Raw genomic sequence first — 12166 nt, 5'->3', positions numbered from 1 at the left:
GTGAACGCTGGATTCGCATGAGTCCCGGCGATTGCCGGAAACCAGCAGACATCATCGCGCCGATCCCCTTTGCGAGGGCAAGCGGGCGCATATCTGAAAGGGAACGAGATGGTTGACCTGATGCTTCTCATTGGCGGCCGTGCCATGCCGGCTTCGAACGGCGCAACTTTCGAACGGTTGAACCCGATTACCGGGCAGCCGGCAACTACGGCTGCAGCGGCAACACAGGAAGATGCACATGCAGTTGCTGCGGCTGCAGCCGCAGCCTTTCCGGCCTGGTCGGCGCTTGCCCCGACCGAACGCCGCAAGCGCCTTTCGAAAGCCGCCGACATCATGGATTCCCGTACCGGCGAATTCATCGCCGCCATGGCGGAGGAGACCGGCGCCACTGCCGGCTGGGCGGGCTTCAACGTTTATCTCGCCGCCAATATGCTGCGCGAAGCCGCCGCCATGTGCACCCAGATCACGGGCGAGGTCATCCCATCGGACAAGCCCGGCCTGTTGGCTATGGGCGTGCGGCAGCCGGCTGGCGTCGTTCTCGGCATTGCGCCCTGGAATGCCCCCGTCATTCTCGGCGTACGCGCTGTCGCTCTGCCGCTCGCCTGCGGCAATACCGTCATCCTCAAGGCCTCGGAGCTTTGTCCAAAGACGCATCACCTGATCGGCGAGACATTGCAGGAGGCGGGTCTTGGCGAGGGTGTCGTCAATGTGCTCACCAATGCACCTGCCGACGCCGCGACGATCGTTGAAAAGATCATCGCCCATCCGGCGGTGCGCCGCGTCAATTTCACTGGATCAACCCGCGTCGGTCGGATTATCGCCGAGGTCTGCGCCCGCCACCTGAAGCCCGCCCTGCTGGAACTCGGCGGCAAGGCGCCCCTCGTCGTTCTCGACGACGCCGATATCGGCGAAGCTGTGAAAGCTGCCGCATTCGGTGCCTTCATGAACCAGGGCCAGATCTGCATGTCGACCGAAAGGATCGTGGTCGACGAGGCGGTGGCCGACAGCTTTGCCGATCAGTTCGCCCGCAAGGCCTCGACGCTCGTTGCCGGTGATCCGCGTCAGAGCAATTCGCCGCTCGGCTCGATGATCGGTCTTGAAGCGGTCAATCGGGTCAATGGCCTGATCGAGGATGCCGTCTCCAAGGGTGCCCGCCTGCTTGCCGGTGGGCGGGCGGTCGGGACGCTCATGGATGCGACTGTGCTCGACCACGTCACGCCGTCAATGCGGATCTACAGCGAGGAAAGTTTTGGCCCGGTTGCCTGCATGGTGCGCGTGCGCGGGCTTGATGAGGCGGTCCGTGTCGCCAACGATACCGAATATGGCCTGTCCGCTGCCGTCTTTGGCCGGGACGCTACCCGCGCGATGGAGGTCGCCCGGCGGATCGAAAGCGGCATCTGCCATGTCAACGGCCCGACAGTGCACGATGAAGCGCAGATGCCCTTTGGCGGCGTTAAGGCGTCTGGCTATGGCCGCTTCGGCGGCAAGGCCGGCATCAACGAATTCACCGATTTGCGGTGGATCACGGTGGCGTCGCAGCCCGGACATTATCCGATCTGAGGATCGGATTTTTCGGGGAGCGGCTTGGAGGGCATAACATAAGGGTTCGCCTCACAGGCGGTGGCATACGGTCACGACCTCGGTACGCGGTATGTAGCGATATTCGACAATCATATCGCTGCAATCGAGACGCCGGCGCTCGACATAGTGCGCGCGAACGATGGGCCTCGAACGGTGCTTGACGACAGGCGACCGCTCATAACCTTGAATCATGTCGGCCGACATGGCCGGGACGGTGGCAGCCGCCATCATGGCCAGGGATAAGAGCGATATCATAAAGGCGCGCATGCCGTCTTCCTCCGTTAAGAAGGAGCAGACGCGGCCTGCGCGTCCGCTCGAAAGCTTCAGTGCTTGGTCAGTTTTGCCTCTTCCGCAGCGGCGAGGAAATCTGCCCTTGCCGTTTCCATGCTGACGCGTCCTTCGACGGCGCCCTTGCAGGCATTGCTTGCCTTGACGAATTTTGCTCCCGTTCTCTGCGGCCACATGTCGTGAAGACAAATGAGTGCGTCGAATGGACCCCTGACGGATCGCGATCCCGCGTGAGCGAACTCGATTTCGATTGGTTCACTCCATTGTTTATTGGACATTTTTTTCTTCTCCTGTCCCGGGCGCCACAACGTCGCAGATGAGAAATTTGTTCCCGCCCCTCGTTAACGGCGGCTTTTGCCGACCCCGCAGCAAGTTGCAGTTGCTCCGAAATGCCATGTTTTTTTGGCAGAAATCGCCAGGCGGAGGCCGCCCGCTTTCAGCGCGGTACCGTCAGGATCGTTTCTTGAACGTATGCTCCGGCGCCGGAAACCGCCTGGCGCGCACGTCTGCGGCGTAGTCTGCCGCTGCGGCAGAAACGCGTTTTCCCAGTTCGTCGTAACGTTTGACGAAGCGTGGCGTAAAATCGTTGAAGAGCCCGAGCATATCGTCGGAAACCAGGATTTGGCCGTCGCAGGCGGATGAGGCTCCGATGCCGATCGTCGGCACAGGGGTGGCCGCAGTCACTTCGCGTGCCAGGGGTTCGACCGTTCCTTCGACGACGAAGGCAAACGCCCCGGATCCGCCGATGGCATGGGCGTCGCGCCGGATTTTCGCGGCTTCGTGTTCGCTGTGGCCTACCGAACGATAGCCGCCTGCGGTATGGACCAGTTGTGGCATCAGGCCGATATGGCCAAGGACAGGAATGCCGCGCGCCGTCAGAAAGCCGATCGTCGCAACCATTTCTTCGCCGCCCTCCAGCTTGACGGCATCGCAGCCCGTTTCCTGCAGGATACGAACCGCATTGCGAAACGCGACTTCCTTCGATTCCTGATAGGTTCCGAAAGGCATGTCGACGACGACGCAGGCCTTGCTGACGCCGCGCATGACCGCCTTGCCGTGAGCGATCATCATGTCGAGCGTGACGCCGGTCGTGGTCTCCATGCCATAGAGCACCATCCCGAGAGAGTCGCCGACCAGAAGCAGATCGCAATGGTCGTCGAGGAGGCGGGCGACCGGCGTCGTATAGGCCGTGAGGCAGACGATCGGTGCCGTTCCCTTCATCGCGGTGATGCGCGACGGGGTAAGGCGTTTCTGAAATCCGGGCGTACTCATCGCTCCGCTCCAATTCTTGTCAAGCCTTGCCCGCCGATCACTCGATTGTCCAGAAGCCGCGTCGTTCCGATCCGCACGAAGAGCACAACGACGACTGGATCCTTGATGTCGGCGACCGGCTGCAAGTTCAATGCATCCCTGACAGCAACAATCTCTGGATTGGCCAAGGGTTCCTGACCGAGAAACGCCGTCAGACGATCTTCGAGTTCCCCAGGGTCTCTGATGCCATCAGCAATCAGCCGCTCGGCCTCATCAAGCGTTTTCGGGACAATGACCGCAGCCTTTCGCTCCGCCTCGCTGAGATAGACATTGCGCGACGACAGGGCGAGGCCGTCCTTGTCCCTTATTGTCGGAATCGCGATGATCTCCACCGGCAATGCCAGGTCGGCGACCATGCGCTTGATGACAACGACCTGCTGATAGTCCTTTTCGCCGAAATAGGCCCTATGCGGCTGTACGATGTTGAACAGCTTGCAGACGACGGTCGCCACGCCGGCAAAATGCCCGGGGCGCACAGCGCCCTCCAACTGGTTACCGATCTGAGGCACATCGACCGTCGTCAGCATCGGTTGCGGATACATATCGTCGACAGAAGGTGCGAAAAGCATATTGACCCCGGCCTGCTTTAGCATCTGCGCGTCACGTTCGAGATCACGCGGATATTTGCTGAGATCTTCCGACGGCCCAAACTGCAGCGGGTTGACGAAAATCGATGCCACCAGAATGTCGTTGTGGACCCGCGCGCGCGAAACCAGTTCCATGTGGCCGGCGTGCAGGTAGCCCATGGTGGGCACAAAGCCGACAGTCCGGTCATGTCGTCGCAACGCCTCAAGTGCTGAGCGCAACTCGCTGATTTTGGAAAATATTCGCACCGCTTCCTCCACTTTGCGATCATGCAGACTGCAATTGTCGTCCCAGGTCAACGGCGCGGCTATGCAATTGGTGTCGGTTCATCCTCTGCGCCGCGGGTAAACATAGGTCCGCTTATCGGCCATCTCTTTGACGGCTTCAAGCGCTCTTGTGCCGGTTTGCGCCAGGTCAATGCGCGGCGCGGTCGATGCGACATCATCGTTTGAAATCGAAATTGGCCAGACAAGGTAGCGTCCAGTGCAACAGCATTTCTTCCTGCCGCTTCTCACATATCCTGACGATACCTCGGAATTCATGATCGCCAATGGTGTGGCGCTCGCTCGGCACATGAAGGCGAGCCTGACTGCGTGTACCGTCGAGATCGCAATCCCCCATGTTTCTCCTGCGCTCGGCTCGCTGATCTTGGATACGGTCAAGCTCACCCAGGAGGCCGAGGCGTTGAGCCGGCAGCGCGGCTCATTTCTAGCCAGGAAGACGCTCGAAGAAGCAAAGGCTGCGTCCGTCGAGGTCCGGATGCGAAATATGACGGCCGGAGAACCATTCGTCGCAGACATGCTTGCGGAAGCTGCCCGCGCCTATGACCTCGTTCTGCTCGAGGCGGCTGGCCTGTATCGCCCCGTCGTCGAGGCGGTCCTGTTCGAATCAGGCCGGCCGCTGGTGCTCTATCCTCGTCAGAGCTTCGGCGGCAGAATAGACCATGTGGCTATCGCCTGGGACGGCAGCGCGGCTGCTGCGAGCGCGGTGCACAACGCTGCGCCGTTTATCGAGCATGCCTCCAAAGTCCACCTGGTTTGCGTCACCGACGAAAAGATCGTCAACGACGAGGCCGGCGACCATCTGATTGAAAACTTCCGCAGGAGCGGTGTCGCCGCAGAGATGGTCCGCGTCCACGCCGCCGATAGACCGATCGGCGATGTGTTGCAGACGCAGGCCTTCGAACTGCGGGCGGATCTTCTCGTCATGGGCGGGTTCGGCCATTCGCGGCTGCGCGAATTCGTCCTTGGCGGCGCCACGAAATCGGTGCTGACCAACGTCCTCCTGCCCGTCCTGCTATCTCACTAAGGGTACACGCATGTTCAAGGATCGCCTGCGGAGCGCCAAGCTCCGGGACCGTATCGTAGACGCCGAAGACGCCGCCGCGCTGATACGCGACGGCATGACGGTGGGGATGAGTGGTTTCACGCGGGCGGGAGAGGCGAAGGCCGTTCCTCTGGCACTGGCCGAGCGCGCGCGTCGCGAGCCGTTAAAGATCACGCTGATGACCGGTGCCTCGCTCGGCAACAATCTCGACAAGACGCTTGCCGAGGCCCATGCAGTCGCGCGCAGGATGCCGTTTCAGTCGGACACCGTCATGCGCAAGGCGATCAACTCCGGCGAGGTCATGTTCATCGATCAGCATCTGTCGGAGACTGTCGAGTTTCTGCGCAGTGGTCAGCTTCCTCCCGTCGACATTGCAGTCGTCGAGGCGACTGCCATTACCGAGGAAGGTGGTATCGTGCCGACGACATCGGTCGGCAATTCGGCCAGTTTCGCCATCCTGGCGCCGAAGGTAATCGTCGAAATCAACCTGTTACAGCCGGAAGCCCTCGAAGGGTTGCACGACATCTACATCCCGACGAAAAGGCCGACCCGCGAAGCGATCCCGGTCGTCGCTCCCGACAGCCGGATCGGCTCGCCGTTTATCCCCATCCCTCCGGAGAAGATCGCGGCGATCGTCGTAACGCAAAGCAGCGACAGTCCTTCTGCCGTTGAGCCGGCTGACGCGGAGACGAATGCGATCGCCGGACACCTCACAGAGTTCCTTATGAACGAGGTACGGCGTGGACGTCTCACGGAGAAGCTGCTGCCCCTGCAGGCCGGTATAGGGACGATCGCGAACGCGGTACTACAGGGATTCGCCGAGACACCCTTCCACGACCTCACCATGTATTCCGAGGTGTTGCAGGATTCGACATTTGATCTCATGGATGCCGGAAAGCTGAACTTCGCCTCCGGGTCGTCCATGACATTGTCGACGGAGAAGCATCGTCGGGTTCTGGCCGATATCGAACGATATAAGACCCGGCTGCTGCTAAGGCCGCAGGAGATCAGCAATCATCCCGAGGTCATCCGGCGTCTCGGCATCATCGCCATCAACACGGCATTGGAGCTCGACATCTACGGCAACGTGAATTCTACCCATGTCGGTGGCACACACATGATGAACGGCATAGGCGGATCCGGCGATTTTGCGCGCAACGCCTACATGTCGATCTTCGTCACGAAGTCGCTTGCGAAACAGGGCGCAATCTCACGCGTCGTTCCAATGGTGAGCCATGTCGACCACACCGAACACGACGTCGACATCCTCGTCACCGAGATCGGGCTTGCAGACTTGCGCGGCCTTGCCCCGCGGGAGAGGGCACGTGTCATCATCGACAACTGCGTTCATCCCAAATACAGGGACGTTCTGGCGGATTACTACAGGCGCGCCGTCCTCCGCGGCGGCCATACGCCACATCTGATCGAGGAAGCGTTAGCGTGGCACGACAATCTTCGTCTGACCGGACGAATGTTGCCGGAAACGGGCGACGCCTAGATCGTCGCCTCAGGCACCGTAACAGAACATTGCTGTGCAGTGTCCTACCTGTGCTTGCGAAGCCAACGAGGCTGATGCATCAGAATATTGATTTTAGACATCAATAGGCACATCATAAGTGTCAATTGTCAGAGTCTGTGCAAGATAAGCGATGTTTCAATCGTGATCACTGCAGCTCAGATGCGGGCCGCCCGGGCTCTTCTTGGTATCGACCAGCGCCAGCTGGCCGAACTGGCGGGAATTTCTGTTCCGACAATTCAGCGCATGGAGGCGAGCCTTGATGTGGTGCGGGGCAATGTCGACTCCCTGATGCGTCTGCTGGCTGCGTTGGAAAGCGCCGGTGTCGAGGTAATCAACGAGGGGGCCGTCAGCACGAATGGTGGGCGGGGCGTAAGGCTGAGGGCGAAACTCAAGCCATCGGAGAGCGGAGCGGCGGAACCATCGAGATCCTTTCCAGCGGTGAGGGATGAAACATGACATCGGTTTCCGTCCTGTTGTCATGTGTGGCCGCGCTGCTTGGAACGGCTGTGCTCGCGGTGCCGATCGGCCGGTCGGCCTCGTCCACATTTGTCGTCTATGGCGCAAGCCTGGTTTTCTGCGCTGTCGCTTTCGTTTTTACGCTCGCTTATCTTGCCTCGGCTCTCCCGGCGGCCGAGGCGCCGACGATTGTCCTTCCTTTAGGTCTGCCATGGCTTGGGAGCCATTTCCGGATCGATGCGCTTGCAGCCTTCTTCTTGATGGTCGTCAATCTCGGTGGTGTGCTTTCGGCTCTCTACGCCCTTGGGTACGGCCGTCACGAACACGCGCCTGGTCGCGTGCTGCCGTTCTTTCCGGCCTTTCTTGCCGGTATGAACCTGGTGGTTCTGGCTGATGATGCCTTTACCTTCCTCATTTCCTGGGAGTTCATGTCGCTTGCTTCCTGGGCGCTGGTGATGGCCCACCATCGCGATGCCGATAATCGGAAGGCCGGCTACGTCTATATCGTCATGGCAAGCTTCGGCACGCTTGCCCTGCTGCTCGCTTTCGGCCTGCTTGCAGGATCTGCCGGCGATTATGGCTTCGCAGCCATACGGGGATCCGCGCATACGCCGTTTACGGTCGGCCTTGTGCTTATCCTGCTGCTGCTCGGCGCCGGTTCCAAGGCTGGTCTCGTGCCGTTGCATGCCTGGTTGCCACTGGCCCATCCCGCAGCCCCAAGCCATGTCTCCGCCTTGATGAGCGGCGTCATGACCAAGGTCGCGGTCTATGGTTTCATCCGGGTGGTCTTCGACCTGCTCGGCATGCCGACCTGGTGGTCGGGTATCGTCGTGCTGATCATCGGCAGCGGGAGCGCCGTGCTCGGCATCCTGCAGGCGCTGATGGAGAGCGACATGAAGCGGTTGCTCGCCTACAGCACCATCGAAAATATCGGGATGATCTTCGTCAGCCTCGGGCTGGCGCTTGCCTTCAAGGCGAATGGTATGGGGCTGGCGGCAGCATTGGCACTGACTGCCGCGCTGTTCCATGTCCTCAACCATTCCTTTTTCAAGAGCCTGCTCTTCTTCGGCGCCGGCGCGTTGCTGACGGCGACGGGCGAAAGGAACATGGACAAGCTCGGTGGCCTCATCCATCGCATGCCGGTCACCAGCGTCGTCTTTCTCGTCGGCTGCGTCGCGATCTCGGCCTTGCCGCCATTCAACGGCTTCGTTTCCGAGTGGCTGGCGTTCCAGGCCATCCTGCAAAGCCCCGCCGTACCACAATGGGGCTTGAAGATTCTGGTGCCGGCGGTGGGCGGAATGCTAGCCTTATCAGCAGCGCTCGCGGCTGCCTGTTTCGTCAAGGCATTCGGCGTGACCTTTCTCGGTCGCCCTCGTACCGCTGTGGCCGAGCAGGCGGTGGAGGTCGATCGCTTCTCGCTCACGGCGATGTCTGTACTCGCCACCCTGTGTCTTCTGGCAGGCATCCTGCCGGGGACCGTCATCGACGGGCTTGCACCTGTGACATTGTCGCTGATCGGAGACCGGATGCCCGTACAGACCGATATTCCGTGGTTGTCGATCGTGCCGGTCGTGGAAAGCCGCAGCTCCTATAATGGTCTTCTAGTCTTCCTGTTCACGCTGTTCTCGGCGTCGCTGACAGCCTATCTCATACACCGCTTCGCCTCGCGGGGGCTGCGCCGGGCACCTGCATGGGATTGCGGCTTTCCGGAGACCAGCCCGTCAACGCAATATACCGCAAGCAGTTTCGCCCAGCCCGTACGGCGGGTTTTCGGAACGCTGGTTTTTCGAGCCCGTGAGAAGGTAGACATGCCGGCGCCCGGTGATCTCCGTCCGGCGCGTTTTGCCGTCGAGACCCATGATCTCATCTGGGAGGCGCTCTATCTGCCGATCATCGGCGCCGTCGGCTTTGCTGCCGAAAAGCTCAACCATCTGCAATTCCTGACGATCCGTCGCTATCTGAGCCTGGTTTTCCTGGCGCTCGTTTTCCTGTTGCTGATGCTGGCGCTATGGTCGTGATCTCCGCTCTTCTCATCCAGATCTTCCAGATGGCGCTCGTCGTGGCGCTTGCGCCGCTGCTGACCGGTTTCATCCGTCTGATCAAAGCGCGATTGCTGCGCCGGCGCGGGCCATCCATCATCCAGCCGTATCGCGACATCCTGCGGCTCCTGCGCAAGGATGTGGTGCTTGCCGAGAACGCATCATGGCTGTTCAGGGTAACGCCCTATCTGATCTTCGCCGTCACCTGGGTCGCAGCCGCCATCATCCCGACGTTTGCGACCGGCCTCATCTTCAGCTGGACGGCGGATCTGATCGCCATCATCGCGCTGCTCGGCAGTGCACGTTTCTTTCTGGCGCTCGCCGGTATGGACGTCGGCACCAGCTTCGGCGGTATCGGTTCGAGCCGAGAAGCGATGATTGCAACGCTGGCGGAGCCATCGATGCTACTGATCATCTTCACGCTTGCCCTGATCGCAGGCTCGACCCAGCTTTCGACCATCGCCGCCTTCATGACCTCCCCGCAGGTGGGCCTGCGCGTCTCACTGGCGATCGCCCTGATCGCCCTCGTGATGGTCGCGATTGCCGAAAACGCCCGTATTCCGGTCGATAATCCGGCTACCCATTTGGAGTTGACCATGGTGCACGAAGCCATGGTGCTCGAATATTCCGGACGGCACCTCGCGATGATCGAGCTGGCTGCGTCCCTGAAGCTCCTGCTCTATATGACCCTGATCGCCTGCATGTTCGTGCCGTGGAAACTCGCCGTGGTGGGAGAGGGGCCCGTTGCCTATCTGGTGGGCATAGTTGCCTATCTCGCTAAGCTTGCGGTCGGCGGCGCTCTCCTTGCCCTGTTCGAGACCGCGACCGCCAAGATGCGGGTCTTCCGGGTGCCCGAATTCCTGGGCGCAGCACTCATGCTCGGCCTGCTCGCAACCCTCTTGCGGTTTGTTTCGAGGAGCCTGTGATGAACGGTCCGGTCTTCGACATTGCCCATATGCTCGCCGGCGGTCTGGTCCTGGTCAGCATGATGATGCTCTATCAGGACCGTCTTTACGCACTGCTCAACGTCTTTGCGCTGCACTCGTTGATATTGACCCTGTCGGTCGCCTGGCAGGCTTTCGTCCAGGATGCCCCGCATCTCTATGTCACGGCGGCGATCGCTCTCGTGTTCAAGGCCATCGTCATCCCCGTGGTGCTCCATCGCATGATCCGCCAGCTCGGCATCCATCGCGAGATAGAGACCGTTGTCGGCATCGGCCCCACGATGCTTGCCGGCATCGGCCTTGTCGCTTTGGCGACGGTGGTGATGCTTCGGGTGACGCCGGAGGCTGATCCATTGGCACGGGAGGACCTCGCCTTCGCATTGTCGGTCCTGCTGTTGGGGCTCTTGATCATGGTCACGCGCCGCAACGCGGTGAGTCAGGTCGTGGGCTTCATGTCGCTCGAGAATGGGCTGGTGCTTGCCGCGACCGGCGCCAAGGGCATGCCGCTGGTCGTCGAGATCAGTGTCGCCTTCTCGATCCTGATCGCCTTTATCGTGATCGGCGTCTTTCTGTTTCGCATTCGTGAACGCTTCGATACGGTCGATGTCCGCGCGCTTGATGATTTCAAGGGGAGACGGCGGAAATGAACGCGTTCTCCTCCGTCCTGGCCTTCGACACATTGACCGCCGTCCTTGTGATACCGATTGCTGCGGCCGCGCTCCTGGCGCTCTTGCCCGGCTATCGGATGACGGCCCGGCTGAATGTGCTCGCAAGCCTGCTGACCTTGCTTGCTGCTCTTTCCCTGTTCGTGACCGTGCGGCCGGTGCCGGGACAATATCTGCTTGTCGACGATCTCAATATCGTCTTCATAGTCCTCAACAGCTTCGTGGGCTTTACCACCAGTATATTCGGTGCCAGCTACATCGCGCATGAATTGGAGATCGGCCGGCTGACGCCGGCGAACCTTCGTTTCTATCATGCCATGTATCAGATCATGATGTTCGGCATGAATCTCGCATTCGTGTCGAACAATATCGGGCTGATGTGGGTTGCTGTCGAGCTTGCGACGCTCACCACGGTATTGATGGTTGGCATCTACCGCACGCACGAAGCGCTGGAAGCAGCCTGGAAATACTTCATTCTGGGAAGCGTCGGCATCGCGTTTGCGCTCTTTGGCACCATCCTCATCTACCTGGCGGCGCAGCCGGTCGTCGGGGAAGGCTATGATGCGATGGTCTGGACGATTTTGATCGATCACGCCCCTGCCTTCGATCCGGCGCTTCTCAATGTCGCTTTCGTCTTTCTGCTGCTTGGCTATGGCACCAAGGTCGGTCTCGCGCCCCTGCATGCCTGGCTGCCGGACGCGCATGCCGAGGGACCGACACCGATCTCGGCGGTTTTGTCCGGCTTGCTCCTGAATGTCGCGCTCTATGCGGTCCTGCGCTTCAAGATGCTGCTGTCGGCCAATCCCGAGGCTCTCGCGCCTGGACCGCTGATGATGACGATGGGGCTGGCCTCGCTGATCTTCGCGGCCTTCATGCTCTACCGCCGCCGCGATATCAAACGTTTGTTTGCCTATTCTTCGATCGAGCATATGGGCATCATCGTCTTTGCCTTCGGCCTCGGAGGACCGATCGCCAATTTCGCCGGTCTCTTGCATATGGTCATGCATTCGCTGACAAAATCGGCGATCTTCTTCGCCGTCGGCCATATTGCTCAGGTCAAGGGAACGCAAAGGCTCTCCGCTATCCGCGGCTTGACGGAAACGCATCCGCGGCTCGGCTGGGGTCTGCTGATCGGCGTCATCGCTATCGCTGGCCTGCCTCCGGCGGGAATATTCATGAGCGAGTTCCTGATCGTCAGTTCGGCTTTTGCCAGGCAGCCGCTGCTTGCCATTCCACTCGTCTTCGGGCTGCTGGTCGCTTTCGGCGCATTGCTGTTGCGTCTGACGGGCGCGGTGTTCGGGAAGCCGCGGGGCAGCATGGCTCATGTCCAAGCATCCTATGTGCCGATGTATGCTCATCTCGTGCTGGTGCTTATCGCCGGGGTCTATCTGCCGTCAGAGCTGGTGGCGTGGTTCCAGCATATTGCCAACCTTCTTCGATGATGAGGGGGAG

The 12166-nt window shown here is 60.5% G+C and carries 12 protein-coding genes; 8 read left to right on the top strand and 4 right to left on the bottom strand.

Features of this window, described 5'->3' with window-relative positions; translation table 11 throughout:
* Positions 1-108 precede the first annotated feature (108 nt).
* Positions 109-1560 carry an aldehyde dehydrogenase gene (locus ACK9YZ_RS28940; protein WP_416067022.1) on the top strand — a complete coding sequence of 484 codons (1452 nt, stop codon included), beginning with the start codon at positions 109-111 and terminating at the stop codon, positions 1558-1560.
* Between the two features lie 51 nt (positions 1561-1611).
* Here ACK9YZ_RS28940 and ACK9YZ_RS28935 read toward each other — a convergent pair whose 3' ends face one another.
* From ACK9YZ_RS28935 to panC, 4 genes are all read right to left on the bottom strand, one after another.
* Entirely contained in the window at positions 1612-1848 is a 237-nt protein-coding gene (locus tag ACK9YZ_RS28935) for a hypothetical protein (RefSeq protein WP_216760253.1), read from the bottom strand.
* A 56-nt stretch (positions 1849-1904) separates the two neighbouring features.
* On the bottom strand, positions 1905-2147 hold the full coding sequence (locus ACK9YZ_RS28930; protein ID WP_416067021.1) for a DUF982 domain-containing protein: 243 nt from the start codon (positions 2145-2147) through the stop codon (positions 1905-1907).
* A 172-nt stretch (positions 2148-2319) separates the two neighbouring features.
* Positions 2320-3141: a 3-methyl-2-oxobutanoate hydroxymethyltransferase gene (gene panB, locus ACK9YZ_RS28925; protein WP_216760255.1), complete on the bottom strand. Its 822-nt coding sequence runs from the start codon at positions 3139-3141 to the stop codon at positions 2320-2322.
* On the bottom strand, positions 3138-4013 hold the full coding sequence (gene panC, locus ACK9YZ_RS28920) for a pantoate--beta-alanine ligase (protein ID WP_416067020.1): 876 nt from the start codon (positions 4011-4013) through the stop codon (positions 3138-3140). The genes panB and panC overlap by 4 nt, the downstream gene beginning before the upstream one ends.
* Before the next feature lie 235 nt (positions 4014-4248).
* On the opposite strand from panC, the gene ACK9YZ_RS28915 reads away from it, so the two are divergent.
* From ACK9YZ_RS28915 to ACK9YZ_RS28885, 7 genes are all read left to right on the top strand, one after another.
* Positions 4249-5073, top strand: coding sequence for a universal stress protein (locus ACK9YZ_RS28915; protein ID WP_416067019.1), 825 nt, complete (start codon positions 4249-4251; stop codon positions 5071-5073).
* Positions 5074-5083: 10 nt separating this feature from the next.
* Positions 5084-6589: an acetyl-CoA hydrolase/transferase family protein gene (locus tag ACK9YZ_RS28910; protein WP_416067018.1), complete on the top strand. Its 1506-nt coding sequence runs from the start codon at positions 5084-5086 to the stop codon at positions 6587-6589.
* 162 nt (positions 6590-6751) lie between these two features.
* Positions 6752-7066, top strand: a complete 315-nt coding sequence (locus tag ACK9YZ_RS28905; RefSeq protein WP_416067017.1) for a helix-turn-helix domain-containing protein — start codon at positions 6752-6754, stop codon at positions 7064-7066.
* Positions 7063-9084: a hydrogenase 4 subunit B gene (gene hyfB, locus ACK9YZ_RS28900; protein WP_416067016.1), complete on the top strand. Its 2022-nt coding sequence runs from the start codon at positions 7063-7065 to the stop codon at positions 9082-9084. Before ACK9YZ_RS28905 ends, hyfB begins: the two co-directional genes overlap by 4 nt.
* Positions 9075-10031: a respiratory chain complex I subunit 1 family protein gene (locus ACK9YZ_RS28895; RefSeq protein WP_416067015.1), complete on the top strand. Its 957-nt coding sequence runs from the start codon at positions 9075-9077 to the stop codon at positions 10029-10031. The genes hyfB and ACK9YZ_RS28895 overlap by 10 nt, the downstream gene beginning before the upstream one ends.
* Positions 10031-10696 (top strand): hydrogenase-4 component E, encoded by a 666-nt coding sequence (locus tag ACK9YZ_RS28890; protein WP_183799952.1) that lies wholly within the window; start codon positions 10031-10033, stop codon positions 10694-10696. Before ACK9YZ_RS28895 ends, ACK9YZ_RS28890 begins: the two co-directional genes overlap by 1 nt.
* Positions 10693-12156 (top strand): hydrogenase 4 subunit F, encoded by a 1464-nt coding sequence (locus tag ACK9YZ_RS28885; RefSeq protein WP_416067014.1) that lies wholly within the window; start codon positions 10693-10695, stop codon positions 12154-12156. Before ACK9YZ_RS28890 ends, ACK9YZ_RS28885 begins: the two co-directional genes overlap by 4 nt.
* Positions 12157-12166: the final 10 nt, after the last annotated feature.

Origin of the sequence: Rhizobium sp. ZK1 (assembly GCF_047782645.1) — a bacterium.
In the GTDB taxonomy this organism is placed as follows: Bacteria; Pseudomonadota; Alphaproteobacteria; order Rhizobiales; family Rhizobiaceae; genus Rhizobium.
Note: the sequence above shows the minus strand (reverse complement) of the source record. Positions and strands in the feature narration are given on the sequence as shown.